The following is a 25329-nucleotide window of genomic DNA, read 5'->3' as shown; positions in this document are numbered from 1 at the left end:
CCGACTCGACTCGCGGGAGTTCGAGCATGAGCGGCGAGCACGGCGAACCTGTCGAGATACTCCTCGCCGAGGACAACCCCGGTGACGTGACGCTGACGCGGAAGGCGCTCGAACGGGGGAACATCAGCAACAACCTCCACGTCGTCAACGACGGCGTCGAGGCGGTCGCCTTTCTCCGCCAGGAAGGGGAGTACGCCGACGAGCCCCGCCCCGACCTCGTCCTCCTCGATCTCAACATGCCGCGAAAGGACGGCAGGGACGTCCTGGAAACCATCAAGGAAGACGACGACCTCAGGCGGATCCCGGTCGTCGTCATGACGAGCTCGGAGGCCGAGGAGGACATCGTCCAGTCGTACGACCTGCACGCGAACGCGTACCTGACCAAACCGATCGACTTCGACGGCTTCCTCGACGTCGTCCAGCGGATCGAGGACTTCTGGCTGACCGTCGTCAGGATGCCTCCCGAGTGATGAGGTCGACCGTCAACGCGATGCTCGTCGAGGACAACCCCGGCGACGCGAAGCTCGTCGAGCATCACCTCGAGAACCCCTCGGTCCGGGCGTTCCTGGACGAGGTCGCGCTCACCCACGTCGAGTCGCTGTCGGCTGCCCGCGACGCGCTCGCCGCGAGCCACTACGACGTGCTCCTGCTCGATCTCGGGCTCCCGGAGTCCGAGGGGCTCGAGACGCTCCGCCGCGCCGCGGCGTTCGACTCGGGCGTGCCGATCATCGTGCTCACCGGGCTCGACGACACCGAGATCGCCGTCGAGGCGATCCAGTCCGGCGCCCAGGACTACCTGCCGAAAGGCGACCTCGACGGCGACAGGCTGGTCCGGGCGCTCCGCTACGCCATCGACCGCCACGAACAGGAGCAGACGCTCGCGCGCCGCAACGAACAGCTCGACTTCTTCAACAGCGTCCTCCGTCACGACATGATGAACGGGTTCAACGTCATCATGGCGCGGGCCGACATGCTCCGGACCGACCTGGACGACCCCGAACACGTCGGCCACGCCGAGAACATCTACGACTGGAGCGTCAAGATCACCGACCTGAGCGGGAAGGTGCGGTCGATCCTCGACTCCGTCGCCAGCGACGGCGACGCCGCCCTCGAAGCGGTCGCGCTCCGACCGCTCGTCGCCGAGGAGGCCGACCGCGTCGACGCGATGACGGACCGCGTGGACGTCGACGCGTCGGTCCCGCCGGGGCTGACCGTCCTCGCGAACGACCTCCTGAACGACGTGGTCGGGAACCTCCTCACGAACGCCGTGGAGCACTCCGATGAGACCACCGGCGTCGTCGTCACCGCGGAGGACACCGGATCGACCGTCGTCCTGCGGGTGGCCGACGACGGGCCGGGACTCCCCCCGGAGGACCGGGCCGACATCTTCGAGCGCGGCGAGAAGGGCGGGGCCTCCTCGGGGACCGGGTTCGGCCTCTTCTTCGTCTCCTCGATGGTCGAGTCCTACGGCGGGTCGGTCCGCGCCGAGGAGAGCGACCGCGGCGGCGCCGCCTTCGTCCTCGAACTCCCCGAGGCCTGATCCGCTGATTACCTCCACTCATTCAACAACGTTTTTGGATACGCGGGAGATATTGACGACGGATGACCGACCAGGCGCGACGCGCGGGCGAGTCCGGGAACCGCGGGGTGAGAGCGTGAGCACGAAGACGCGGCTGGCCCAGCAGCTGGGGGTCGTCGCGGGGTTCGAGGACCCGCAGGTCGACCTCGAACAGTACCGGACGCCGCCGGACGTGGCGGCCCACCTGATCCACACGGCGGACCTCCAGGGCGACGTCGAGAACCGGACGGTGATCGACCTGGGCACCGGGACGGGGATGCTCGCGCTCGGCGCCGTCCTCCGGGGACCCGAGCGGGTCGTCGGCGTCGACCTCGACCCCGGCCCACTGGCGACGGCGCGGGCCAACGAGCGCCGCGTCGCGGCCGCCGCGGACGTCGAGTGGGTGCGCGGCGACGCGACCGCGGTCCCCCTGTGTCCGGACGGCCCCACGACGGTCGTGATGAACCCGCCGTTCGGCGCCCAGTCGGGCAACGAACACGCCGACCGGGGCTTCCTCGCGACGGCCGCCGCGATGAGCGAGGTGTCCTACTCGGTCCACAACGCCGGCAGCGAGTCGTTCGTCGAGTCGTTCGCCGCCGACAACGGCGGCCGCGTCACCCACGCCTTCGCCGCCGAACTCGACCTCCCCCGCCAGTTCGACTTCCACGAGGCCGACTCGCAGACCGTCGACGTGGAAGTGTTCCGGATCGCCTGGGACGACGGCGACGGCGGCGCCGAGGACCCTGACGACACCGGCGCCGACTCGGAGTGACCGCCGCGGGGCCGACCTGGCCCACCGGCGGGACAGACGGGGCCTACCGGCGGGACCGACATAGCCGGCCGCTCAGTTCTGCCGGGCCCGCGGGACGGACTTGCTGGCGACCTGCACTCTCGTGCGGTTGCTGGTCGCGACGAGGTCGCGACCGGTCCGGTTGAGCCGGAGCCCGCCGACGGTCGTCGCGTTCGACCGGTCGGGGACCGGCGCCCGCCCGAGGACGGTGCCGTTCGTCGAGACGACCGCCTCGAACCCGCCCTCGACGGGCGCGATGGAGACGTTGCGGCCGTCGATCACCGGCCGCGCGCGGCGCGGGTCGGTCGCGTACGCCAGCCGCGCCCGCTCGCCCTGCTCGCGGAGCGTCACCTTGTACACCGAGCCGTTGCCGACCAGCGACCAGCCCTCGCGGCCGGCGTAGACCGTCTCTCGCCAGCCCAGTCCGCCGACGCGGACGGCCCCGCCGCCCTGGAACGCCAGCCGGCTCTTCGAGACGGCCTCGATCCAGACCCGGCGCTGTTCGCTGAGGACGACCACGCCGCTGGAGCGGATGGTCGCGCTGTCGCCGTAGAGGTACTCGTTGACCAGCGAGACGTACTGGTTGGGCTCGTTCTCGACGTACGTGACGGTGTAGTCGCGGACCTCGACGGTCGCGGCGTCGGCCGGTAGCTCCCCGGAGACCGTCGCGAACCCGAAGGGCACCGCGAACGACGCGAGCACGACCAGCCCGACCGCGACGACGGCCACCGGCGCGTCGGGCCGGGGCAGGTCGACCGTCCGCCCCTCCAGCCGCGGGAGCAGCGACCGGTTCGACGCCGAGGCGGCGGTCGCGATCAGCGCGGCGCCGAGGAAGACGACGCCGACGCCGACCGCCCGGTACAGCGCGAAGCGGTTCGCCCCGACGGGCGCGTAGATCGCCCACAGCGACTGCCGGATGCCGAAGATCAGCGCCGCGAACCACAGGTACAGCGGGTTCGGGTAGTCGTCGCGGACGGCGAGGACGGCGATCCCCGCCAGCGCGCCGGCGAAGATGCCGATCGCGTGGCCCTGGATCGCGATGTCGGCCCACCACGGCGAGAAGAAGCCCGGGCCGGGCTCGCGGGTGATGTAGGGGTTGCGCAGGCTCCGGTACAGCAGGTCGACGACGCGCTCGGCGATCAGTACGAGCACCGCCAGCAGCGGCCGCGTCACCATCGCGAAGCCGATGTACGCGTAGAGGACGCCGGAGAAGCCGATGACCGGCCCCATCGAGAAGAACCCGGTGAAGATACCCAGGGCGACGGAGCCGGCTGGGACGGCCAGCAGGCGGACGAAGGGGTTCGTCCGGAGCGAGGCGAACGACTCCGAGCCCCGCTCGGTCGGGTAGTGGCCGAGGTAGTACTCGACGAGCGGCGCGAACACGACCGTACCGACCAGGTTGCCGGTGATGTGGCCGACGCCGTTGTGCGCGAAGCCCGCGGTGAACACCCCGAGGGGGTAGAAGTACGACCACGACCGGAAGGGGATCACGAGCGGGCTGTTGGGGTGTTCCCACCCGCCCTGGACGACCCAGTAGACCAGCAGGACGCCGAGGACCGTCAGCAGCGTCCCCCAGGGGACGCCGAGGACGAACCGGGCGCGCAGGCGGTCGCTCCAGCGCTCGCCCGGGACCAGCGACCGGAGGACGCCGAGCGAGACGGCGACGGCGAGGAGGAGGAACAGCTGTTGCCAGGGGGCGAGCGCGCGGACGGTCTCGACCACCTCGGCGGCGGGCGCGGGCGACGACTGCAGCATACCCGCCACATAGGGGGCCGGTTAGTTATCCTTGGTGGCGGGGCCGGCGTCCCGTCGTGCGGTCGGGCGCGTCGGCGGGAGTCGCGAGGGGGGACAGTTCCCGGCGGCGCCGCTCGCGGGAGGGTTCGAGCCGCAGGATTTTCGGGGGTCGGTGCCGATGTGTCGGGTAATGGGAGTTCGGCCACCGTCGAACGACGTGGACGAGGAACCGGACGTCGTCGAGTTCGGGATCGCGGCGCTCGACGCGCGACTGGCCGACGCGGGCCTGACCTTCCCCGCGACGGCCGAGGAGGTGCGCGACCAGTTCGGGGACGCGACGGTCCCGTACGACGCGGCCGGCAACGAGATGCCCCTCGCCGAGGCGCTCGACGAGACGGACCGCGAGTCGTTCGACTCCGAGGACGACCTGCTCAACGCGCTCCACCCGGTCTTCGAGCGCAAGCGCCAGGCCGCCTCGACGAGCCTCGTCAAGCAACTGCGCGGGCTCGTTCCCTTCTGAGTCGGTCCCGCCGGTCCGCCGCGCCGGCTCGCCCCGCCGGTCAGCCGCGCCGCTCGGGCGCCGACGCGCCCTGCTCCGACGGGGATTCGACCCCGTCGTCCCGGTTCTCGCCGTCGCGGACCGCTGCCGGGTCGCCGGCGCCCGCGTCAGCGGACCCGCTCACGCGAGCGGCGCCGCGGGTCGACTCCTCGCTCAGCCGCTCGGTGAGGTCCTCGAGCTGGCGGGTCTGCTCGCGGTTGACGGTGAGGATCATGTCCGAGAGGACGCCGAACATCAGCAGCTGGACGCCGAAGATGATCGCCAGCCCGCCGAGGAAGGCGATCACCTCGTGGGAGGTCTTCGGGACGGTGACCCACTCGTAGGCGACGTATGCGCCGAGGACGAGGCCGACGAACAGGCTGACGGTGCCGACGCTGCCGAAGTAGAAGAGGGGGTTGTTCGTCTTGGCCATCTTGTACAGCGTCAGGATGATGTCGGCGCCGTCGCGGAACGGCCGGAGGTTCGTCTCCGAGTCGTCGGGGCGGGCGCAGTATCGGATCGGGACGACCTCCGTGCGGACGTTGTGCTTGACGCACTCGACGGCCATCTCCGTCTCGATGCCGAAGTGGTCCTCCGTCAGCGAGATGCGGTCGACGGTCTCGCGGGTCAGCGCCCGGTAGCCGCTGAGGATGTCCTGGTAGTCCCGGCCGTGGATGACCGAGAACGCGCGGTTGATGACGCCGTTGCCGAACTGGTTGAGCCGCGTCATCGCCCCCTCCTCCATGTCCGCGAAGCGGTCGCCGATGACGTGGTCGGCCCGCCCCTCGAAGATCGGTTCGAGCATCGCCGCGGCGTCCTCGGCCCGGTAGGTCTGGTCGCCGTCGAGCATGAGCACGACCGGGGCGTCGGTCAGCTCGAACCCCTCCTGCAGCGCCTGGCCCTTCCCCTTCGAGCCGCGCTGCTGGACGACGCGCGCGCCCTTCTCCTCGGCGATCGACTGCGTGCCGTCGGTCGACCCGCCGTCGATCACGAGGATGTCGTCGAACCCCTCGGCGGCGAACGACTCGACGACCGGCCCGATCGTCTCGGACTCGTTCAGCGTGGGGACCAGCACGCAGACGTCGTCGTAATCCATCGTCCCCGCTTTGACGCTCCGGGAGAAAAAGGTTCCCCGTTGGCCGGCCGGCGGGGACCGATCCGGGCGCCGTCGACTCTGCGGACGGGTCGCCGCTCAGTCGTCGGCCCGCTCCTCGCTCAGGTGCTCCCAGATCTCGGTGCAGCCACAGCCGTCGGCCACGTCGTCGAGGTGGGCGTCGGCCCGGGCCTCCGCCTGGCCGTCCCCGTCGGCCGACCTCTCGTCGACCGCGTCCTCGTCAGTGACACCGTCGGCCGCGTCGCCGTCCGCGTTGTCGAGCTCGACCATAGTTACTCAGCTTGTGAGTAACTCACGACGGCGAGTGGTAAGTACCTTTCGGGGACACTTTAAAGACGGGCGGCGAAGGTGGCGGTGACATGAGCGGCGAGGCGAGCGCGGTCTTCGACCGGCTGGGGCTGACCGAGTACGAGGAGACGGCGCTGCGGGAACTGCTCTCGCTCGGGAAGACGACGGCGCCGAACCTCGCCGAGGCGACGGACATCCCGAAGGCGCGGATCTACGGCGTCCTCGACTCGCTGTCGGACCGGGGGTTCGTCGAAGTGATCCCGGGCCGGCCGAAGGAGTACCAGCCCAAGCCCCCGGAGGCCATCCTCGACCGCGCCGTCGAGAACCACCGCCAGGACTTCGAGGCGTTCGCCGCCGCGATCGAGGACCTGCGCGAGGACTTCCTCGCGGAGTTCCGGCCCCGCTACGAGCGGGCGAGCGAGGACGTGACCCCGACCGAGGAGCTGTTCCACGTCGTCGACGTGGGCGAACCCAGCGAGCGCGAGACCCGGCGGCTCTACCACGAGGCCGCCGACGAGGTCCACGTCGTCACCAAGAGCTTCGAGTACTTCGACTCGGTCGAGCCGGCCTTCGCCGACGCCCTGGAGCGGGGCGTCGACGTATCCGTCCTGATGCTCGTCCCCGAGTTCCTCTCGACGGACCCGCGCGACGAGCCCGCCATCCAGCGGGGGATCGTCGAGCGGATCCGCGAGGAGTACCCCGACGTCGAGATCCGCTTCTCGACCGGCAAGCTCCCGTTCCGGGGTCACGTCGCGGACCCGAGCCCCGACTACGAGACGGGGTCGGCCATCCTCCTCGTCGAGGAGGAGGACGTGCCCAACCACATGCGCCAGGCCGCGATCACCGACAACGGCGCGTTCGTCGCCGGGCTGAAGCGATACTTCGACCTCATCTGGGACCACGAGAGCGTCGGCTCGCCGCCCGACGACTGAGCGGTCCGGGTGTCGGTCGCGGGGAGCGGACCGTAGCCTCTTGTCCCACTCGGCGCATCGAATTCTTTAACCCCCCCGTTTGCCAACACCGGCGTGATGACAGTCGAACCGCTGGGGTACCGCGCGCGGAAGTGGCTCGTCCAGCAGGTCACGGGTCGACTCGACCGCGGGACCCAGCACCAGCGACTCCTCGACGAGGAGTGGGACGTGGCGCTGGTCCTCGACGCCTGCCGGTGGGACACGCTGGACGACGTGGCCGACTGGCCGATCGACCACGCCTACTCGCCGGGCAGCGCCACGCCGCAGTGGCTCGACATCGCCGAGCGGACCCGCGTCCTCGAGGACACCTACGTCGTCAGCGCCAACGCCCAGTACGACGGGCGAGACCTCGGCGAGGCCGAACTGCACGCGGTCTGGGAGACCGACTGGAACGCCCGGCTGGGGACGGTCCTGCCCGAGCCGACGCTCTCGAAAGCGGACGACCTGCTGGCCGACGGCAAGCGGCCGGTCGTCGCCCACCTCCTCCCGCCCCACGCCCCCTACGTCGCGAAGGTCGCGGACACGTGGCTGCCCGCCTTCCCCGACACCGACGTGTGGGACCGCAACCCCAACGTCGGCGAGCAGGAGGGCCGGATGTCCCCGCAGGTCGCGATGGCCCGCGGACACATCGACCTCGACCGCGCGCGCCGGGCCTACGAGGCCTCCGTCGCCAGCACCTGGGCGGAGGTCGCCGACTGGGTCGGCCGCTGGGTCGACCGCGAGCTGACGGTCGTCGTCACCGCCGACCACGGCGAGACGTTCGGCCGCCTCCGGGACTTCGGGTTCTGCGGCCACCCCAACCGCTGTCACGTCGACCCGCTGGTCAAGGTGCCCTACGAGCGGTTCGAACAGCGGGCCCCCGCCGAGGGCGGCGCCGAGAGCGTCGAGGAGAAGCTCTCCGCGCTCGGCTACGTCTGACCGACCGCCACGGCGGTCCGCGAACCGGACCCCCGGGACCGACTCCCGGACCCCGCCGGCCGTCGGGCATCGACCGGCGCGAACGCTCCTCTACATGGAAATATTTTAACCATACCTGGCGAAACAGTCGGGCGTGACGACGGAACCCGCCGTCAGCCCCTCCACCAATGACTACGCTCGCTTCGATACTGGATAGACTCGGTAGACGCACAGCGATCAGAACTGCGATGGGCGTGCTGGTGCTCGCGCTCGCCGTCTCCGCGGTCGCGGGCTACGTGCAGGCGTCGGACGGCGTCACGAAGTCCGAACTGCGCGAGCAGGCACAGCTCCCGATGGACGAGCGCGACGAGATCGTCGACGACCGGGACAACATGACGGTCGTGACGACCTCGCCCCGGGAGAGCGCGCCCGGGAAGATCATGGCGTTCACGCCGGACGGGCGGCTCGCCTACTACAACGACACCTACAAGAAGTACTTCGACGTGGACCCCGCTCCCGGGGGCGACGCGACCGTCGAGTACGTCGCGGGGTCGGAGCTCGGCCGCAAGGGCTGTCCCGCCTCCGGCATCGACCCCTGTAGCCGCATCGTCATCGAGCGGGTGAACCTGACGACGGGCGAGCTCACCCAGCTCCACGAGCGGATCGTCCCCGGCTGGTCCATCTGGCACGACGCCGACCGGCTCGACGAGCACCGCTTCCTGATCGCGGACATCGCCGGCGACAGCGTGTTCGTCATGAACGTCACGAGCGGGATCACCACCTGGCGGTGGGACGCCGAGACCGACTACTCGGTCCGCTCGGGCGGGCAGATGAGCGACTGGACCCACCTCAACGACGTGGAGCGCGTGGGCGAGGGCCGCTACATGGTCAGCCTCCGCAACCAGGACCAGGTCGCCTTCCTCAACCGCTCGGGCGGCGTGATCGAGGACTGGACGCTCGGCGCCGACGGGAACCACTCGGTCCTCTACGAGCAGCACAACCCCGACTTCATCCCGGCCGAGCGGGGCGGCCCGGCGGTCGTCGTCTCCGACTCGGAGAACAACCGGCTGGTCGAGTACCAGCGGACGAACGGCTCGTGGGAGCGCACCTGGCACTGGGCGGACGCGCAGATGCAGTGGCCCCGCGACGCCGACCGGCTGCCCGACGGCAACACCCTCGTCGCCGACTCCAACGGCAACCGCATCTTCGAGCTGAACCAGCGGGGCGAGATCGTCTGGGAGGTCCAGGTCGACACCCCCTACGAGGTCGAACGCCTCGGGACCGGCCCCGAGAGCACCGGCGGCCACAGCGCGCAGGCCCTCGGTCTCGACTCGCGCGGGGACGCCGGGTCGGCCGCCGCCGACGAGCCCAGAGAACGGAACAGGACCGGGCTCTTCGAGGGGGTCGTCGGCTTCTTCAAGGGCCTGCTCCCGAGTCTGGTCGTCAACGGACTGCTGTTCGTCATGCCCGTGTGGATGAACGCCCAGATCTTCCTGAGCCTCGTCGGCGCCCTGCTCGTCCTGGCCGTCTGGGCCGCGCTCGAACTCTACTGGTCGCGGTGGTACGTCGCCGTCGACGCGGGCAGGAAGGGCTGAGAGCGGCGGGCCGGTGCCGGCGAACGCCGGTTCTCAACCGTCGTGGTCCGCGAGGACGCGTTCGTAGATGCCGTGGAGCTGTTCCAGCGGTCTGTCCGCCCCGAACTCGGGCGCGCGCCGCCGCGCGGCGGCCGTCAGCCCGTCGAGGTCGTCCAGCGCGCGCTCCAGCGCGTCGACCAGTTGCGGGACCGTCCGGGGCGCGAAGGTGACCGAGGCGTCCGGCGGCGCGAACTCGCTGACGCCCGGTTTGTCCGTCACGACGACGGGCTTGCCGGTGGCGAGCGCCTCGAACTGGACGTTCGTGCCCGCCGTCTCGTCGACCGTCGGGATCACGACCAGGTCCGCGCCCCGGTACACCTCGTTCAGTTCCCCCCGCGGGACGAACCCCTCGACGGTCACCGCGTCGTCGAGGCCGAGGTCGGCGATGCGGTCCTCGTCGGGGTCGCCGGCGCCGACGACGCGGGCCTCGAACGGCCGGTCGAGTTGGGCGAGCGCGCGGAGGAAGTGGGGGTAGCCCTTGTGCCCGGAGAAGTCGCCGACGTAGAGCAGTTCGGGCGGCGAGGCGGGCCCCTCGCGGTCGTCGGGCGAGAACCGCGCGTCGACGCCCGGTTCGAGGACGGAGATCCGGTCGCGGTCCATCCCGAACGACGCCATGATGTCGCGGTGGTGGTCGCTGAAGGCGACGGCGTGGTCGTAGGGTCCGACGGCGCTCTTGACGGACTTCAGCAGGAACCGCGACCAGTTGCCGACCCGGTCGGCGACGCTCTCCTCCCAGTAGGGCACGTCGCGGACGGGCGACCAGCCGGCGATGGCCGGGCCGACGACGACCGGGGCGTCGCCGACCGCCGACAGCGTCGTCGGGTAGACGATGGTGTCCATCACGAGCACGTGGACGAGGTCGTAGGCGTTCGCCCGTAGCGCCCGGCGGATCCGCCGGGCGTTGAGCAGGAACTCCGCCTTGTTGGCTCTCGTCCCCCACAGCGACTCGGCGTCGCCGAGCCGCCGGCGCGGCGTGACCGCCAGCGTCCCGTCCGGGTTGCTCACGGTGAACGGGTACACGTCGAACTCGAAGGGCGCCCCCCGGTCGCGGCCCCAGTGGACCCAGTCGTGGAACCGCCCGAACCGGCCGTCGCAGGCCCCGTTGTAGTACGGCGTCACGTACGCGACTCGCATACCGCCCCGTAGCGAGGGCCGGGGTTTAAGGGTCCCCGTTCCGCGCGACTGACCGACGGCGGTTCGTCTCGCCGCGCGGCCGTCCGGTCTCGGACGGCTCCACCGACCCCCCGATCAGTGGGAGTACAGCGAATAGAGCGGTTCGAACGCGTCGACGGTCCGGCCGAGCGTCGACTGCTCGCGCCACCACTCGGTGACCTCCGCCGGCGTGCGGATCCGGTCCTCGCGGCCGGCGACGAGGTCGGCGTTGGCCATCGGGTCGTCCTCCAGATGGGGGTGGCCGACGAGCGTCACGACGCCGGCGCCGACCATCGCGGGCGTCACCGCGGGGACGTGCGTCGGGACGAGCGTCACCCCCTCGACGGTCCGCGGCACGGGCCACCGCCCCTCGTTGAGACAGTCGAACCCCGCGTCAGCGAGCGCGCGAACGGTCGTTCGGTCGTACTCGTGCCACGGCGGCACGAACGTCGTCGGTTCGATCCCGTGGGATCCGAGCACGTCCCGCCCGGCGCCGATCCGCCGGGCCTGTTCGGCCCGGTCGAGGCCCGCGAACTCGCTCTGCTCGCTGTAGAGCGCTCCGCCCCGCCCCTCTCCGACGTTTTCGTGCGTGTACCCGTGCTGGGCGAGTTCCCAGCCGTTCGCCCGTAGCTCGTGGAGGAACTCGACCGCGTCGGCCGACAGCCGCTCGCCCTCGAACTTCGGGACGACGGCGACCAGCCCCCGGAGGCCGCGCTCGTCGTAGCGCGAGAGCGTGTCGACCCACGTCTCGACGTCGCAGTCCTGATGGTAGTCGTCGAAGCGGAGACAGATCAGCGACGCGCGGGTGACGCCCGGCCACATGATTACTCGCCGCGGAGTACCGCGGACGGTGCGGTCGGCCCGGCCATCTCAGATGTACCCCAGGTCTTCGAGCTGGTCCTCCAGCTCGGGGTCGTCCGGCGTCCGGAACGTCCCCGGGCTGTCCAGCGGGTCGAGCGTCTCGCGGAGCACTCCCTCCAGCTCGTCGGCCACGTCGGGCCGTTCGTCGAGCAGGTCCTCGCGCTCGTAGCGGTCCTCGCGCCAGGCGTACAGTTCGCGGTCGCCGTCCTCGGTGACGATGAGCTTGTGCTCGTCGTCGCGCACCGCCTGGAGCGAGCGGGCGTACCCGCTCGCGTCGAAGTCCGGGTACTTCCGCTGGAGCCGCCGGACCGGGCCGTCGAAGCCCGCGTACTCCGCGAACGTGTGGTCGTGGTACCGGCGGTCCGCGAAGTCGTAGAGGCTCTCGCTCAGCTCGTAGTCGGGCGCCGGCGCACCGGCCGCCTCCAGCATCGTCGGGTGCAGGTCGACCAGCGACACCTGGTTGTCGACGGTCCGGCCGGCGGGCGGGCCGTCGGTGGCGGTTCCGTCCCCCTCCCTGTCCCCGCCGCTACCCTCGGCCGACGCCGGCGGCTTGATCACGAGCGGGACGTGCAGCAGGGTGTCGTACAGCGAGAAGATGTGTGCGGCGAGGCCGTGGTCGCCGAAGTTGTCGCCGTGGTCGGCGGTCAGGATCAGCAACGTGTCCTCGTAGGCGCCGCGCTCCTTCAGGAAGGCGACGAACTCGCCGATAAGGTCGTCCAGGTACCTGATCGCCCCGTCGTACCACGAGCGGATCACGTCCCACTCGGCCTCGGTCATCTCGACGTTGCCGGTCAGGACGTTGTCGCCGGCGTCGCGGGAGACCTCGCGGAGCTTCTCGATGTCGTGGCCCGACAGATCCTGCGGCTCTCGACCGGTCGCGCCAATGGCGCGTTCGAGGAACTCCCAGCGCGGCCGGTCGAACCCGTCCAGGAACATCCCCTTGTACGGTCGCGGCGGGTTGAACGGGCTGTGGGTGGTCTTGGCGTTGATGAACCCGAAGAAGGGGTCGCCGTCGTCGACGGCGTCGTCGACGAACCGCCGCAGGCGGTCGTACTTGTAGCGGGTCTTGTCGTCGGGGCCCCGCGTCAGGGAGAAGCCGACCTGCTTGGCGAACGAGCGGTCGGTCGCGACCTTCCGGACGAACCCGGCGTCCGGCGAGATACGGCGAGTCTCGACGTAGTCGTCCACCCCGCGGGCGTACCCGCGGTCGGCGCGGATGTGCGCCCCCGCGCTCGCTGCGAACGTCCGGTAGCCCTCCCGCCCGAGCGCCTCCGGCAGCGTCTCCAGGTCGTCGGGGATGCCCAGCGCGTTGCCGTAGATCCCGGTGTGGGAGGGGTAGCGGCCCGTGAAGACCGCGCCGTGGGTGGTCGGCGTCCAGATCGACGGCGCGAAGGCGTTGTCGTACTTGACGCCCTCGTCGGCCAGCGCCGTCATCGTCGGCGTCGTCTCGCGCTCGTAGCCGTACGTCGAGCAGTGGTCGGTCCTGACCGCGTCGAGCACCAGGAAGAGGACGTTCGGTTTGCTCATCACATGTACCCCAGGTCTTCGAGCTGTTCTTTCACGTCGTCGCCGCCGGCGGCGAAGTCGCCCCGCTCCACGTCGCCGGCGTGGTCCGTCCGGTCCAGCGCCGCCTCGACCGCCCCGCGCACGTCGAGGACGCTCTCGATGGACTCGACGATCTCCGGGTCTGTCCCCGCGATCATCGCCTCCTCGGTGTGGACGCCGTCCTGCAGGCCATGGTCGCTGACCAGCAGGAGGTCGTCGCCCTCGCCGAGGTCCGCCCGGAGCTCGCCGACGAACTCGTCGAGTTCGTCGTAGGCGCGCCGCTGGAGGTCCGGCAGGTCGTAGGTGACGTGCCCCACGAGGTCCAGCCCGCTCGTGTAGCCGAACACGAGCTCGTAGCGGCCGCCGCGCAGGCCACGGCGGACCCGCGCGGTCCGGACCATCGCCATCTCCAGGCACTGCTCGTAGAAGGCGTACGGGTCCGCGGAGGTGTGGCCCCCGGTCGCCTCCGGGTCCCGCTCGAACAGCTCGCCCATGTGCCGCCGGAGGCTGTGCTCGCGGTCCTCGGTGTCGGGGTCGACGACGTAGTTCGGGACGCCGATGGCCGTCGCCTCGCGGCCGTCGAAGACCGTCGAGATGCCGTTGTCCTCGTAGTAGGCTGCGGGCGTCCGGAACGCGTCGGCGTCCGTGTTGGTCAGCAGCCAGGCGCCGATCCGCGTCTGGAGAGCGTCGGGCAGCAGGTAGTCGGCGGCGCGGCTGCCCGCCGAGAGCAGCGGGTTCTCCCAGGCGATGCCGTCGTCTTCGAGCGTGAGGCCGTGCTCGGCCGGTTCCAGCCCCGTGATGATCGTCGGCCACAGCTCGTGGGTGCTGGGCTCGCCGGCCGAGCTGACGATGGTGTCGATCGACCGGTGGGCCTCCAGCGCGAGGTTCGGATGTGCGTCCGGGTCGACGAGCTCGGGGTCGAGCGCGTCGATGCCGAACACGACGAGGACCATCTTACCGGCACGGAGTCAGCCGGGAGATTAATCTCTTACGGACGGGATCGGAACCCAAAAGGTAGACCCCGCGCTTCGGGCGGGTGAGCGCAATGGCACCGCCAAACGTCTGCTGGATAACACTCGACAGCGTCCGATCCGACCACACGGCGCTCGACGGCTACGAACGCGACACGACGCCGACCATCGCGCGGCTGGCCGACGAGGGCGCCGGGTTTCGCAACTGCTTCGCCCACAGCAAGGACACGCTGCAGTCCAGCGGTGCCATCCTGACGGGCTACCCTCCGACCGGGACGACGATGGGCGTCGACGGCAACCGCCTCCCCGACGAGGTGACGACGGTCGCGGAGCGGTTCCGCGAGGCCGGCTACGACACCGCCTGTCTCTCGCGCAACTCCTACGTCAGCGCCGAGACCGGCCTGAACCGGGGGTTCGACCGCTTCCAGTGGCTCGCCTCCTCGACCATCCACGAGGCCGGCCCCGCCACCCTGCTGAAGTACCTGCTGAACGTCCGCAAACACTCCGCGGGGTTCCGGACCGACACCGCGAAACACGCCTCCCCGTTCCTGATGAACGAGGTCGCCAAGGGCTGGCTCGACGACTTCGAGAGTCGTGACGACCCCTTCTTCTTCTACCTCCACTACAACGAACCCCACCGCCCCTACTACCCGCCCGGGATGTTCATCGACGCCTACGCGGAGGACCTGCCGATTTCCGGCCGGGAGGCCGCCGAACTCGCGACCGACATCCACTACCGGCTCGACGAGATCATCGCCGACGGCTGTCGGCTCTCCGACGAGGAGTGGGCGGCGCTGCTGGCCACCTACGACGCCGAGATAGCCTACACCGACTACATGGTCGGCAAACTGCTCGACCACCTCGACTCGCTCGACCTCGGTGACACCGTCGTCGTCGTGACGGCCGACCACGGCGAGTTGTTCGGGGAGTGGGGCCTGCTGTCGCACAAGTACGTCCTCCACGACGCGGTGACGCGCGTTCCGCTGGTCGTCCACGGCCTCGACGACGAGTTGGCGGCCGGCGACGACGACATCGTCCAGCACGCCGACGTGATGGCGACGCTGCTGGAGGCTGCGGGCGCCGACGCCGACGACCTGGCGGGCGTCGACCTGCGCTCGGAAACCCGCGAGTTCGCCGTCTCCCAGCGCGGCCCCGTCGACTTCGAGGGGCTGGCCGAGCGCTATCCGGGTTTCGACCCCGACAGGTTCCGCCACGGGACCCTCTCGGCGCTGCGGACCGCCGACTGGAAGTACCAGCGCGGCGGCGACGGGGCCGACCTGTTCGAACTCCCCGACGAGGACGAGGGCGACGACGTGAGCGACGACCACCCCGACCGCGCCGCGGAGATGGACGACCTGCTCGACGGGTGGCTCGACGAGCACGGCCGCCCGCGCGGCCGCGGCGCCGAGGCGGAGTTCTCCGACGCCGTCCAGGAGCAGCTCGAAGAGCTCGGCTACATGAGCTGAGGCGCCCGGGGGGACGCCGCCGGGACCGTCCGGGCCGCGACCTCCGGGACCGCCGCGGCGTCGGCGGGCCGGGTGACGCGGCCGCCGGACAACACAAACGTTTCAACGACCCCCCCGGAAGACGGCACCGTGCAACCGCAGGGTGGCGCCGGTGGCGGCCGTCCGCGCCGGGCGCGAGGTGAGCGGCCGTGAGCGGCCGGCAGGGCAGGACGACGCTGATCTACTTCGCGACGCAGGTCGGGACGACGCTGTCGGGGTTCGCCGCGACCTGGTACATCAACGTCCGTCTCGGCGCCAACGCCTTCGGGGAGTACTCGACGGCGGTCGCGTTCCTCTTCTGGCTGAACGTCCCCGCCAGCGCCATCGGGACCGCGGTCAACAAGCGCATGAGCGAGGCCCGGGAGCCCAGGGCGTTCCTCGCCGCCGGCCACGCGGCGAACCTCGCGGTCAACGCCGCGCTGGTCGCCGGCCTGCTCGTCTTCCGCGAACAGGTCAACGTCTTCATCGGCGTCGACGTGGCCGTCTTCTTCGCGGCGCTCGTTGGTGCCCGCGCCCTCTTCGACGTGACAGTCTCGTCGCTGCGGGGCAACAAGCAGGTCGGCCTCTCGGGGGGGATCAAGACCCTGGAGTCGGTCGCCCGGTCGGGCATCCACATCGGCGCGCTCTTCTTCCTCGGAGTCGGCGTCGCGGGCCTCGTGATCGGCCACGCCGCGGCGCTACTGCTCGCCACGGTCGCCGGGCTGGTCCTCCTGGAAACTCGCCCGAAGCGCCCCGACCGCGAGCACTTCGCCTCGCTCGGGGAGTACGCGCAGTACTCGTGGGTCGGGACGCTGAAGACGCGGGCGTTCGCCTGGACCGACATCATGATGATGCGGGGGCTGAGCCTCTCGGTCATCGGGCTGGCGACCGTCAACCAGACGCAGATCGGTATCTACAACGTCTCGTGGACGCTCGCCTCCGTCCTCGCGCTGGTCAGCATCGCGATCAAACAGACGCTGTTCCCCGAACTGTCCGAACTCGCCGTCGACGACGACTACGACCGGATCCGACACTTCCTGAACGAAGGGCTCGCCTTCACCGGGATCTTCGCCATCCCGGGACTGTTCGGGGCGGTCGTCGTCGGCGACAAACTCCTGACGATCTTCGGCGCCGAGTACGCCGCCGGCGGGGGGATCCTCGTCGTCCTCATCGCCGCGCGGCTGTTCGCGGCCTACTCGGGCCAGCTCGTCAACGTCATCAACGGCATCGACCGCCCGGACGTGGCGTTCCGCGTCAACCTCGTCTACATCGTCATGAACGTCGCCTCGAACTTCGCGCTCATCTCGCTGTTCGGCTGGTGGGGCGCGGCCGTCGCGACGGCGCTGTCCTCGCTGGTCAACGTCGGCGTCTCCGGCTACGCGCTGACCCGGCTGGTCGGCCGCCCCCGCGTCCCCTACCGGGACATCGGCGCCCAGGTCGCCGCGTCGCTAGTCATGTTCGCCGCCGTCCTCGCCGGCCGGGGGGCGGTCCCGGACACGCTCGGCTGGACGTTCGTCCTCGTCGGAGTCGGCGCCGCGGTCTACGTCGGGGTCCTGCTCGCGCTCTCGGCGCGCGTCCGCCGGAAGGCGGCCGGAGCCGCCCCCGTCGATTTCGGTCTCTGAGTCCGGAAGTTCGGCGGTAACGGCGTCCGACCGTGTTAGAAGCCCCTACTCCACGTACCCCAGGTCGCGCAACTGCCCCTGTAGCTCCTCGGGCACCTCGTCTTCGACCTCCGCGGTGTCGCCGCGGTGTTCGAACGTGACCCGGGCGTCGCGGCTGACGAGTCGCCGCTCGAAGTCCTGCCAGAGCACCGTCGCCTGCTCGTGCCACGGCGCGATGGTGATCGTGTAGTCCGTGTCCGTCTCCAGAAGGTTGTTGCCGTCCCAGCGGTCGGCCACATCGGCGCCGGCGCTCGCGGCGATAGTGGGGGTCAGATCGAGGAGACTGCACGGCCCGTCGGCGTCGACGCCGTCGAAGACGACCGGCACCTCGACGAGGCAGTCGTCGACGCGCCGGAGCTGTGGCTGGTGGAAGTAGTAGCCGTCGTCCCCGAAGCCCTCGCCGTGGTCGGCGGTGAAGACGAACGCGGGGTCGTCGCTGTCGATCTCCGCGAGCAGGTGCCGTATGTTCTCGTCGGCCCGCTGGAGCGACTGACGGTACTTCCGGTCGATCTCGGCCTCCTCGGCGTCGGTGAGCTTGTCGGGCTTGAAGAAGGCCTTCTGGTCGAGGTCCTCGGAGACGGCGTCCTCGCCGGCGCCGTAGGGGCGGTGGGTCTCCATGAGGTGGACCCAGAGGAACCGGGGCCCCTCGGCGGCGTTGAACCACTCGATTGCCTGCTCGACCACTTCCCGGTCGCGGGGGCGGTTCTCGCTCTTGGCGTGGGGCGGGTAGAACTTGTAGTAGATCCGCCGCAGCAGGTCGAAGTTGGCGAGGTACTGCCGGAGGCCGCTGCCGCGGTTGCCGGGCTCGATGAAGCTGTCGTAGCGGTCGAACCCCTCTGCGAACCCGAACGTGGCGTCGGTGTTGGGATTCGGTGAGAGTCCCAGACAGGTGTAGCCGGCCGCCGAGAGTGCCTCCGCGAGCGTCGGCTCCTTGACCCGCCCCGTCAGGACCGACTCGTAGCTGGACGCGTGGATGCTCGCCAGGCTCGGCCGCGTGTACTGGGCGGCCGTCATCCCGGTCTCCACGTCGAACGAGGAGACGTACTCCATCTCGTCGACGTAGTCGGCGCGCACCGAGTCGGCGGTCACGAAGACGATGTCGTCCATTCGTTTTCCCTCTCGACCACGGTCGGAATGACGCTTTTGGTCCGTGCGAGGGGTAGCGGGACCGCTCCCTCACCGGATCCAGGTGACGACGATGGTCCGGGCGAGCCCGACGGCGTAGCCCAGCCCCGGCTTCTTGGTCTCGCCGGCCTCCCGTTCGCGGATGGTGACCGGCACCTCCTGAATTCGGAGGCCGTTCTTGCGGGCCTCGATGATGAGCTCCGGCGCGGAGAACCGCTCCTCGGTGAGCGTCAGCTCCCCGAGGCGGTCGCCGCGGATGGCGCGGTAGCCGTTCGTGCAGTCGGTGATGTCGGCCCTGGTGAGGCGGTTGATGAGCCAGGTGAACGCGCGGATGCCCCCCCGTCGCGTGACGGAGTTGCCCGAGCGGTCGCGGCCCCGGTAGCGCGAGCCCATCACGTAGTCGGCCTCGCCGTCGACGACCGGCGCGACGAGCGCGTCGAGCTGGTCGACCGGGTGCTGGCCGTCGGCGTCCATCGTCACGACCACGTCCGCGCCGTGCTCGCGGGCGATCTCGAAGCCCGTCTTCAGGGCGCCGCCCTGGCCCTGGTTGAGCGGGTGTTCGACCACGATGGCGTCGTGCGCTTCGGCGGCCCGCCGCGTCCGGTCGTCGGAGCCGTCCGAGACGACGACCGCCCGGACGGCGTGGTCGCGGACCGTCTCGGGCAGCGACGCGAGCACGTCGCCGACGGTGTCGGCCTCGTTGTAGGCGGGGATCACGACGTACACGGTCCGCCGGTCGGGGTCGCCGTCGAGCGGCGCCTGCTCGACCGCGAGCTCCCGGGTGAGTTCGCTGACGACCGCCCTGGTCGAGCCGATCCGGCTCACCAGGTAGAGGATCAGGAAGAGGAACGTCGCGTTGACGAAGATCTGGATGAGCAGGAACCGGCTCTCGAGGTTGAAGGCGGCGGCCAGCGCGCCGTACAGTCCCGGCGCTAATCCGACCGTGAGCAGGCCGACCGCCAGCGCGAGCGCGAGGCCGAACTCGCTCTTCGAGAAGGTCCGACGGTAGCGGTCGAACCCCCAGAGGACGGCGACGACCGCCAGGGCGACGAACAGCAGCGTCAGCGCCTCGTTGTCCAGCCCGGGGAGGGCCGCCGCGGCGCCGTCCGGTACGACTGCCATGCGTGCTAGTATCCCCGAGTGTGTGCCGTTTATATCCCGCGATCCCGGATGTGAGACCGTCGACAGTTTCCGGATCCGCGGGGCGCGGGTCGTGCGGTCGCCCGGACGCGGGACGCCGTGGCCATCGAGTTCCGCAGTCCGGCGCCGCAGTCGCCACCCGCATCACCCAAGTACCGCGGGGGTGTAGCCGGTGACGAGTCGAGACGCCGATGTCACAGCCACGGGCCGCCCTCTCCGTCGACTTCGAGTATTTCACCCACCTGCCGGCCTACCGCGGCGCCCGTGGGACGACCGACAGGCCCGCGGTGGGTCTGGACGGCGTCACCTTCCTCCGCGACGCCCTCCGGGAGGCCGGGGCCGCGGCCACGTTCTTCACCGTCGGCGAGATCGCCGAGGAGCGCCCGCGCGCCGTCGAGCGCGTCGCCGCGGAAGGCCACGAAGTCGCCTCGCACACTCACACCCACCGTCACCTCTCGGAACTCGACGCCGCCGACCGCCGCGAGGAACTCGTCCGCTCGAAGGAGCGACTCGAAGCGGTCACCGGCGAGGCGGTCGCGGGCTTCCGCGCGCCCTCGTTCGACCTGGGCCCGGACCACTTCGGGACGCTGGCCGAGGCGGGCTACGAGTACGACTCCAGCGTCGTCCCGTGTCGGTCGATCCCCGGCTGGTACGGCGGCGAGTTCGACGCCGAGTGCCCGGTCCCGGCGAGCGCCGTCGACCCGACAGCGCCGGCCGACTTCGCGGAGGTCCCCGTCTCGGTCATGCCCCGTCTACGCCTGCCGCTGACGGGCACCTGGATCCGGTTTTTCGGCGTCTCCTACACGCTCGCGGGGATGCGCCTGCTCGCCCGGCGCGGCGTCGCGCCGGTGCTGTACGTCCACCCGTGGGAACTGGTCGACCTCCCGGCGGTCGACGGGGTACCGAAACGGGTGTACGTCCGGACGGGCGCGTACATGCGGCGGGCCGTCCGGCGGATCCTCGCCGAACCGTTCGAGTTCGTGACCGTGCGGGACCTCGCCGAGACCGCCGGCGAGGCCGAACCGGCGCCCTCCGAGCGGAGTGACAGACCGTGAGCGACGGCGACGCCGAGGGCCGGTCCGGCGACGGTGGTGCCGGGGGCCAGTCCACCGACAGCGATGCCGAGGGCCAGTCCACCGACGACGCCGGGGGCGGATCCTGGCGGCGACGGGGGCTCTCGGCGCTGCAGTGGGCCGTCGCCGTGGGGGCCTTCTGGTACGTCGCCCGCGGGGTCGACTGGTCGACCACGGCGAGCGAGCTGGCGACGCTCGACGCCGCCGTGGTCGCGGCCGTCCTCGCGGTCACCGCGGCGGAGTTCGGGTCGCGGTTCGCGATGTGGTACGCGCTGCTGAACGGCCTCGCGCCGACGGACCTGCGGACGACCGCCAGCGTCGACCTGGTGATCAAGTTCGTCAACCACGTCGTCCCCTCGAAGGCGTCGGGCCACTCCGTCGCGCCGCTGGTCGTCCGCCACTACACGGGCGCCGACTGGACCGAGGCGGTGAGCGTCTCCGGGCTCAACACCGGCCTCTACGCCGCCCTCTACGGACTGGTCGCGCTCGCGGGGCTCGGCCTGTTCGCCCCGCGACTCGGGGGCGGCTGGCTACTCGTCATCGCGCTGTCGACGGGTGTCTACCTCGCCGCAGGCGCGCTCGTCCTCGCGGCCGGCCGGCGGATGGACGCCGCCGGGCGGCTGGCGGGCCGGCTCGGCGGCCTCCTGGGCCGGGTCCCGCGGGTCGGCGACCGCCTCGCCGGCGTCGCGGGCGCGCTCCCCTCGTTCACCGCCGACTCGGCGAGCGTGTTCCGGCGGCTGTCCGCGACCCCGTCGGTCGTCGGTCCGTACGCGCTCGGGTGGGCGGGGACGCTGATGGTCTTCCCCGCCCTGCGCGTCTGGGTGTTGCTCACCGGGCTGGGCGGGGCGTTCTCGCCCGCCGTCGCCCTGCCGGTCGTGCTCGTCACCGCCTACAGCGTGACGGTACTGCCGCTGACGCCCGGCGGCGTCGGCGTCGCGGAGGCCTCGGCGACGGCCGTCCTCGTCGCCCTCGGCGTCGCGCCGGCGCTCGCCCCCGTCGTCGTCCTCCTCGACCGGACCTTCGGCGTCTACCTCCCCGCCGTGCTCGGCTGGCTCCCCGCCGCGAACCTCGACTTCGCGGATCTGATCGCCCGCGGCGAGGAGGGGAGCGGGTAGCCGCTCGGGACCACTGGGCCGGCGACGAACACCGGCCGAAACCGCGCTATGGAGGGCCTACCGTCCGGACGAACGAAACGTATTTCCGGCGGCCTCGCGGGGTTTCCGACAATGACGCGGACCTTCGTTGTCGGGCTCGACGGCGCGGGCTGGCGGCTGACCGAGCCCTGGATCGACGACGGCCTCCTCCCCAACCTCGCCGCCCTCCGCGAGTCGGGCACCTACGCGACCAGCCGGAGCTGTCTCCCGCCGGTCACCTACCCCAACTGGAAGTGCTACTCCTCCGGAAAGAACCCCGGCAAACACAGCGTCTACTGGTGGGAGCGCATCGACCTGGCCGACGAGCGCATCGACATCATGAGCGGGAGCGACTACAAGACCGCCGAACTCTGGGACTACCTCAACGCCGACGGCCAGCGGACCGCCGTCGTCAACATGCCCTCGATGTATCCCCCGCGGGAGCTCGACGGCTACGTCGTCTCGGGCGGCCCGGACGCCGTCGAGGGCGAGTACCGCTCGCTCGACTCCGGCTACACCCACCCGCCCGACTTCGAGGCGGAACTGGCCGACCGCTACGACTACGACGTCCACCCCGACCCGCTACTCTCGTCGAACGACGAGCGCGGCGCCGAGGTCGAGGAGATTCTCCGCCTGCTCGAACTTCGCCTCGAAGTCGCCCGCGACCTGTTCGTCGAGGAGGACCTCGAGTTCGCGCACGTCACGCTCTTCTACCTGAACGTCCTGCACCACTTCTTCTGGGACGACGAGCCGACGAAGCGCGGCTGGCAACTGGTCGACGAGTGGCTGGGCGAACTGGCCGAACTGGAGGACACGAACCTCGTCGTCGTGTCCGACCACGGCGCGGCCGCCACAACGACGGAGTTCTACGTCAACGAGTGGCTCGCCGAGAACGGCTACCTCACCCGGGCGAGCGGCGTCGAGGACTACTTCCAGCGGGTCGGACTCACCCGCGAGACGGCGCTGGACGTGGCAAAGCGGTTCGGTCTCGTCGAGTTCCTGGCCGAGACGGTCCCCCAGCGCGTCCAGGAACTGGTCCCCCAGAGCGCCGGCGCCAAGCGCGAGCGCAAGATGGAACTCATCGTCCCCGGGGAGACGAAGGCGCTCGCCAGCGGCCAGGGGCCGATCTACGTCAACCCGCGCTTCGACGTGGAGTCGGTCCGCGCGGACCTCATCGCGGACCTCGAATCGGTCACGGACGCCAGCGGCGAGCCGCTCTTCACGGATGTCTACCGCGCCGAGGAGGTCTACGAGGGCCCCTACGTCGACATCGGGCCGGACGTGGTCGTCGACCAGCGCCCGGGCGTCCACGTCAACGACGGGCTGGGCGGCGACGCCGTCCAGACGAAGCCCGACCGCTGGGCCGCCGAGAACACCCCCTCCGGCATCTTCGTCGCGAACGGCCCCGACTTCCGGAACCGGGGCGAGATCCCCGAGATCGACATCCGCGACATCGCGCCGACGATCCTCGCCGCCCACGGCGTCGACACGCCGACCGATATGGACGGCGAGGTGCTCGACATCTTCGTCGACGACCCCGACGTGGGCACGCAGGATCCTATCGACCACGAGGACGCCGAGGCGAGCGGCCCGTCCGACGAGGTGGCCGACCGGCTGACCGAACTCGGCTACATGGAGTAGGGCCGGTCCACCGACCCCGCACCCCGGTCCGACAAGTGATGTGTCCGCGGACCGTATAATCGGGTGACAATGTCGCTTCGCTCGCTGTTCGGCCTCCCGATCGCGATGGGGTGGCGCCACCTCCTGTTCGCCAACTGGCCGGTCGACCCCGACCTCGTCGACGCGCACGTCCCCGACGCGCTGACCGTCGACACCCACGGCGGGCGGGCCTGGCTCTCGGTCGTCCCGTTCACGAACGTCGCGGTTCGCCCGCGCGGTCTGCCGGCCTGGACCGGCCTCCCGCTGCCCGAACTGAACCTTCGGACGTACGTCAGCCACGAGGGCGAACGGCAACGCGCGAATGGTCGCGACGGGTCGGGTGAGGACACCGGCCCGACCGACGACGGCCCCGCCGGGGACCTGGGCGTCTACTTCTTCAGCCTCGACGCCGACGGGATCCTGGGCGTGACGGGCGCGCGCCTGTTCCACCACCTCCCGTACTACCTCGCCGAGATGTCCCTGGAGACCGACGCGTCGGGCGTCGAGTTCAGGAGCCGGCGGCGACACCCGGGTGCGCGCCCCTGCGACTTCGACGCCCGGTACGAGCCGGTCGGCGACGGCTTCCGCTCGGAACCGGGGTCGCTCGAACGGTTCCTCACGAAGCGCCACCGATTCTACACCGAGACGCCCGGCGGCGAGTTGCGCTACGCGCAGATCCGCCACCCGCCGTGGACCCTCTACGGGGCCAGCGTCGACCTCCGCGAGAACGAGGTCTTCGAGACCAACGGGTTCGACACGCCCGAGAGCGAACCCACCGTCCTCTACAGTCCGGGGGTCGACGTGACCGCTTCCGGGAGCCGCCGGGTTGAGTGATCGACCGGGGCGCGGGGCCGACCCGGTCGAGGGTCGGGTCGGTCCTCGCTCGCAACCGTTGCCCATTCCCCGCTCGGCGCCCAACCGTCGAGCGACATGACTTCGGAGATGACAGCCTACGTCGTCGAGGAGTACGGCGACCCGGACGTGTTCACCGAGCGGACCGTCGAGGTGCCCGAACCGGGCCCCGAGGAGGTCCGCGTCGAGGTGCGCGCGACCAGCCTCAACCCGGTCGACTACAAGATCCGCCGGGGCGACATCCCCGACTTCACCCCGGAGTTCCCCGCGGTCCTCCACTGCGACGTGTCGGGCGTCGTCGACGCGGTCGGCGAGGAGGTCGACCGCTTCGACGCGGGCGACGAGGTGTACGGGATGCCCGGCGGCGCGGGCCGTGACGGTGCGCTGGCCGACTACGTCGTCGGCCACGCCGGGACCTTCGCACCGGCGCCCGAGACGCTCCCGCTGGCCGACGCGGCCGCCCTGCCCGTGGTCGCGCTGACCGCCTGGGAGATGCTAACCGACAAGGCGACGGTCGACGTGGGCGACGACGTGCTCGTCTACGGCGCCAGCGGCGGCGTCGGGCACATCGGTGTGCAACTGGCCCGCTGGTTCGGCGCCGACGTGACCGCGACCGGCTCCACCGAGGCGAAACGCGCGTTCGCGGCCGACCTCGGCGCCGACCACACCGTCGACTACACCGCGACCGACGTGGCGTCGTACGTCGACGAGCACGCCGACGGCGCCGGCTTCGACGTGGTCTTCGACCCGGTCGGCGACGACCACCTCCAGACGGCCTTCGACGCGGTCCGCCCGTTCGGGACCGTCGTGACGACCGAGTCGAGTTCGACCCAGGACATCTCGGCGCTGCACGCCAACTCGCTCGAACTCGGCGTCGTGCTCGTCATCCTGCCGGTGCTGCTCGGCGACCGACAGGAGCGGGTCGGCGAGGAACTGGCCGACATCGCGGCGCTCGTCGACGACGGCGCCGTCGAACCCCACGTCGACGAGCGGTTCGCGTTCGACGAGGTCGCCGACGCTCACCGCCTCGGCGAGGACGGCGACTTCGTCGGGAAGATCCTGCTCGAAAACGAGTGACGAAGCGTCCGCGGACGCTCGCGGCGAGCCACCTGCGAACACTCGCGGCGAGTCGTCCGGCCACGGCGGAAC

The 25329-nt window shown here is 70.8% G+C and carries 23 protein-coding genes; 14 read left to right on the top strand and 9 right to left on the bottom strand.

What is annotated here, in order from left to right:
- Positions 1–26 precede the first annotated feature (26 nt).
- From ACMGFI_RS15605 to ACMGFI_RS15595, 3 genes are all read left to right on the top strand, one after another.
- The gene (locus tag ACMGFI_RS15605; protein WP_436910752.1) at positions 27–470 is read left to right on the top strand and encodes a response regulator; all 444 of its coding nucleotides are present in this window, start codon (positions 27–29) and stop codon (positions 468–470) included.
- Complete coding sequence (locus tag ACMGFI_RS15600) at positions 470–1540, top strand: sensor histidine kinase (RefSeq protein WP_436910751.1); 1071 nt, start codon at positions 470–472, stop codon at positions 1538–1540. Before ACMGFI_RS15605 ends, ACMGFI_RS15600 begins: the two co-directional genes overlap by 1 nt.
- A gap of 115 nt (positions 1541–1655) precedes the next feature.
- Entirely contained in the window at positions 1656–2330 is a 675-nt protein-coding gene (locus tag ACMGFI_RS15595; RefSeq protein ID WP_436910750.1) for an METTL5 family protein, read from the top strand.
- Between the two features lie 72 nt (positions 2331–2402).
- Here the strand turns inward: ACMGFI_RS15595 and ACMGFI_RS15590 are convergent, their stop codons facing one another.
- Positions 2403–4103, bottom strand: coding sequence for a rhomboid family intramembrane serine protease (locus tag ACMGFI_RS15590; RefSeq protein ID WP_436910748.1), 1701 nt, complete (start codon positions 4101–4103; stop codon positions 2403–2405).
- A 169-nt stretch (positions 4104–4272) separates the two neighbouring features.
- On the opposite strand from ACMGFI_RS15590, the gene ACMGFI_RS15585 reads away from it, so the two are divergent.
- Complete coding sequence (locus ACMGFI_RS15585) at positions 4273–4602, top strand: DUF5789 family protein (protein ID WP_436910747.1); 330 nt, start codon at positions 4273–4275, stop codon at positions 4600–4602.
- Between the two features lie 40 nt (positions 4603–4642).
- Here ACMGFI_RS15585 and aglJ read toward each other — a convergent pair whose 3' ends face one another.
- Complete coding sequence (gene aglJ, locus ACMGFI_RS15580; protein WP_436910746.1) at positions 4643–5716, bottom strand: S-layer glycoprotein N-glycosyltransferase AglJ; 1074 nt, start codon at positions 5714–5716, stop codon at positions 4643–4645.
- Between the two features lie 96 nt (positions 5717–5812).
- Positions 5813–6004, bottom strand: coding sequence for a DUF8595 family protein (locus ACMGFI_RS15575; protein WP_436910745.1), 192 nt, complete (start codon positions 6002–6004; stop codon positions 5813–5815).
- Between the two features lie 89 nt (positions 6005–6093).
- Between ACMGFI_RS15575 and ACMGFI_RS15570 the strand changes: the two genes are divergently transcribed.
- The 3 genes from ACMGFI_RS15570 to ACMGFI_RS15560 all read left to right on the top strand — a co-directional run bounded on the left by ACMGFI_RS15570 (position 6094) and on the right by ACMGFI_RS15560 (position 9485).
- Positions 6094–6954 carry a TrmB family transcriptional regulator gene (locus ACMGFI_RS15570; protein ID WP_436910744.1) on the top strand — a complete coding sequence of 287 codons (861 nt, stop codon included), beginning with the start codon at positions 6094–6096 and terminating at the stop codon, positions 6952–6954.
- A gap of 96 nt (positions 6955–7050) precedes the next feature.
- Positions 7051–7911, top strand: a complete 861-nt coding sequence (locus tag ACMGFI_RS15565; RefSeq protein WP_436910743.1) for a hypothetical protein — start codon at positions 7051–7053, stop codon at positions 7909–7911.
- 227 nt (positions 7912–8138) lie between these two features.
- On the top strand, positions 8139–9485 hold the full coding sequence (locus tag ACMGFI_RS15560; RefSeq protein WP_436910742.1) for an arylsulfotransferase family protein: 1347 nt from the start codon (positions 8139–8141) through the stop codon (positions 9483–9485).
- 33 nt (positions 9486–9518) lie between these two features.
- Here ACMGFI_RS15560 and ACMGFI_RS15555 read toward each other — a convergent pair whose 3' ends face one another.
- The 4 genes from ACMGFI_RS15555 to ACMGFI_RS15540 all read right to left on the bottom strand — a co-directional run bounded on the left by ACMGFI_RS15555 (position 9519) and on the right by ACMGFI_RS15540 (position 14035).
- On the bottom strand, positions 9519–10658 hold the full coding sequence (locus ACMGFI_RS15555; protein WP_436910741.1) for a glycosyltransferase family 4 protein: 1140 nt from the start codon (positions 10656–10658) through the stop codon (positions 9519–9521).
- A 114-nt stretch (positions 10659–10772) separates the two neighbouring features.
- Complete coding sequence (locus tag ACMGFI_RS15550) at positions 10773–11498, bottom strand: DUF2334 domain-containing protein (protein WP_436910740.1); 726 nt, start codon at positions 11496–11498, stop codon at positions 10773–10775.
- A gap of 48 nt (positions 11499–11546) precedes the next feature.
- Positions 11547–13064, bottom strand: coding sequence for a sulfatase (locus ACMGFI_RS15545; RefSeq protein ID WP_436910738.1), 1518 nt, complete (start codon positions 13062–13064; stop codon positions 11547–11549).
- Positions 13064–14035 (bottom strand): alkaline phosphatase family protein, encoded by a 972-nt coding sequence (locus ACMGFI_RS15540; RefSeq protein WP_436910737.1) that lies wholly within the window; start codon positions 14033–14035, stop codon positions 13064–13066. Before ACMGFI_RS15540 ends, ACMGFI_RS15545 begins: the two co-directional genes overlap by 1 nt.
- Before the next feature lie 92 nt (positions 14036–14127).
- Here ACMGFI_RS15540 and ACMGFI_RS15535 point away from each other — a divergent pair, with 92 nt between their 5' ends.
- Together ACMGFI_RS15535 and ACMGFI_RS15530 are read left to right on the top strand one after the other, a co-directional pair.
- Positions 14128–15519 (top strand): sulfatase, encoded by a 1392-nt coding sequence (locus ACMGFI_RS15535; protein ID WP_436910736.1) that lies wholly within the window; start codon positions 14128–14130, stop codon positions 15517–15519.
- A gap of 188 nt (positions 15520–15707) precedes the next feature.
- Positions 15708–17159 (top strand): lipopolysaccharide biosynthesis protein, encoded by a 1452-nt coding sequence (locus tag ACMGFI_RS15530; protein WP_436910735.1) that lies wholly within the window; start codon positions 15708–15710, stop codon positions 17157–17159.
- Positions 17160–17204: 45 nt separating this feature from the next.
- Here ACMGFI_RS15530 and ACMGFI_RS15525 read toward each other — a convergent pair whose 3' ends face one another.
- Positions 17205–18305, bottom strand: a complete 1101-nt coding sequence (locus ACMGFI_RS15525) for a sulfatase-like hydrolase/transferase (RefSeq protein ID WP_436910734.1) — start codon at positions 18303–18305, stop codon at positions 17205–17207.
- 69 nt (positions 18306–18374) lie between these two features.
- Positions 18375–19445 carry a glycosyltransferase family 2 protein gene (locus tag ACMGFI_RS15520; RefSeq protein WP_436910733.1) on the bottom strand — a complete coding sequence of 357 codons (1071 nt, stop codon included), beginning with the start codon at positions 19443–19445 and terminating at the stop codon, positions 18375–18377.
- Positions 19446–19654: 209 nt separating this feature from the next.
- On the opposite strand from ACMGFI_RS15520, the gene ACMGFI_RS15515 reads away from it, so the two are divergent.
- The 5 genes from ACMGFI_RS15515 (at position 19655) to ACMGFI_RS15495 (ending at position 25257) form a co-directional block, all read left to right on the top strand.
- On the top strand, positions 19655–20518 hold the full coding sequence (locus ACMGFI_RS15515; protein ID WP_436910731.1) for a polysaccharide deacetylase family protein: 864 nt from the start codon (positions 19655–19657) through the stop codon (positions 20516–20518).
- A complete protein-coding gene (locus tag ACMGFI_RS15510) occupies positions 20515–21651 on the top strand; it encodes a lysylphosphatidylglycerol synthase transmembrane domain-containing protein (protein WP_436910730.1) in 1137 nt (378 codons plus the stop codon). The genes ACMGFI_RS15515 and ACMGFI_RS15510 overlap by 4 nt, the downstream gene beginning before the upstream one ends.
- Before the next feature lie 111 nt (positions 21652–21762).
- Entirely contained in the window at positions 21763–23310 is a 1548-nt protein-coding gene (locus ACMGFI_RS15505; protein ID WP_436910728.1) for an alkaline phosphatase family protein, read from the top strand.
- 69 nt (positions 23311–23379) lie between these two features.
- Positions 23380–24162, top strand: coding sequence for a YqjF family protein (locus tag ACMGFI_RS15500; RefSeq protein WP_436910727.1), 783 nt, complete (start codon positions 23380–23382; stop codon positions 24160–24162).
- A 96-nt stretch (positions 24163–24258) separates the two neighbouring features.
- Positions 24259–25257: a zinc-binding dehydrogenase gene (locus ACMGFI_RS15495; RefSeq protein WP_436910726.1), complete on the top strand. Its 999-nt coding sequence runs from the start codon at positions 24259–24261 to the stop codon at positions 25255–25257.
- Positions 25258–25329 lie beyond the last annotated feature (72 nt).

The organism is Halosimplex marinum (assembly GCF_051414075.1).
Lineage (GTDB): Archaea > Halobacteriota > Halobacteria > Halobacteriales > Haloarculaceae > Halosimplex > Halosimplex marinum.
This window is presented reverse-complemented; position numbering and strand designations above follow the sequence as displayed.

Bases quoted from the DNA above. Each gene is read 5' to 3' on its own strand.
- ACMGFI_RS15515 (WP_436910731.1), top strand. From the start codon at position 19,655: ATGTCACAGCCACGGGCCGCCCTCTCCGTCGACTTCGAGTATTTCACC.
- ACMGFI_RS15555 (WP_436910741.1), bottom strand. From the start codon at position 10,658: ATGCGAGTCGCGTACGTGACGCCGTACTACAACGGGGCCTGCGACGGC.
- ACMGFI_RS15600 (WP_436910751.1), top strand. From the start codon at position 470: ATGAGGTCGACCGTCAACGCGATGCTCGTCGAGGACAACCCCGGCGAC.
- aglJ (WP_436910746.1), bottom strand. From the start codon at position 5,716: ATGGATTACGACGACGTCTGCGTGCTGGTCCCCACGCTGAACGAGTCC.
- ACMGFI_RS15535 (WP_436910736.1), top strand. From the start codon at position 14,128: ATGGCACCGCCAAACGTCTGCTGGATAACACTCGACAGCGTCCGATCC.
- ACMGFI_RS15605 (WP_436910752.1), top strand. From the start codon at position 27: ATGAGCGGCGAGCACGGCGAACCTGTCGAGATACTCCTCGCCGAGGAC.
- ACMGFI_RS15560 (WP_436910742.1), top strand. From the start codon at position 8,139: ATGGGCGTGCTGGTGCTCGCGCTCGCCGTCTCCGCGGTCGCGGGCTAC.
- ACMGFI_RS15570 (WP_436910744.1), top strand. From the start codon at position 6,094: ATGAGCGGCGAGGCGAGCGCGGTCTTCGACCGGCTGGGGCTGACCGAG.
- ACMGFI_RS15565 (WP_436910743.1), top strand. From the start codon at position 7,051: ATGACAGTCGAACCGCTGGGGTACCGCGCGCGGAAGTGGCTCGTCCAG.
- ACMGFI_RS15500 (WP_436910727.1), top strand. From the start codon at position 23,380: ATGTCGCTTCGCTCGCTGTTCGGCCTCCCGATCGCGATGGGGTGGCGC.
- ACMGFI_RS15550 (WP_436910740.1), bottom strand. From the start codon at position 11,498: ATGTGGCCGGGCGTCACCCGCGCGTCGCTGATCTGTCTCCGCTTCGAC.
- ACMGFI_RS15505 (WP_436910728.1), top strand. From the start codon at position 21,763: ATGACGCGGACCTTCGTTGTCGGGCTCGACGGCGCGGGCTGGCGGCTG.
- ACMGFI_RS15520 (WP_436910733.1), bottom strand. From the start codon at position 19,445: ATGGCAGTCGTACCGGACGGCGCCGCGGCGGCCCTCCCCGGGCTGGAC.
- ACMGFI_RS15585 (WP_436910747.1), top strand. From the start codon at position 4,273: ATGGGAGTTCGGCCACCGTCGAACGACGTGGACGAGGAACCGGACGTC.
- ACMGFI_RS15495 (WP_436910726.1), top strand. From the start codon at position 24,259: ATGACTTCGGAGATGACAGCCTACGTCGTCGAGGAGTACGGCGACCCG.
- ACMGFI_RS15540 (WP_436910737.1), bottom strand. From the start codon at position 14,035: ATGGTCCTCGTCGTGTTCGGCATCGACGCGCTCGACCCCGAGCTCGTC.
- ACMGFI_RS15545 (WP_436910738.1), bottom strand. From the start codon at position 13,064: ATGAGCAAACCGAACGTCCTCTTCCTGGTGCTCGACGCGGTCAGGACC.
- ACMGFI_RS15575 (WP_436910745.1), bottom strand. From the start codon at position 6,004: ATGGTCGAGCTCGACAACGCGGACGGCGACGCGGCCGACGGTGTCACT.
- ACMGFI_RS15590 (WP_436910748.1), bottom strand. From the start codon at position 4,103: ATGCTGCAGTCGTCGCCCGCGCCCGCCGCCGAGGTGGTCGAGACCGTC.
- ACMGFI_RS15525 (WP_436910734.1), bottom strand. From the start codon at position 18,305: ATGGACGACATCGTCTTCGTGACCGCCGACTCGGTGCGCGCCGACTAC.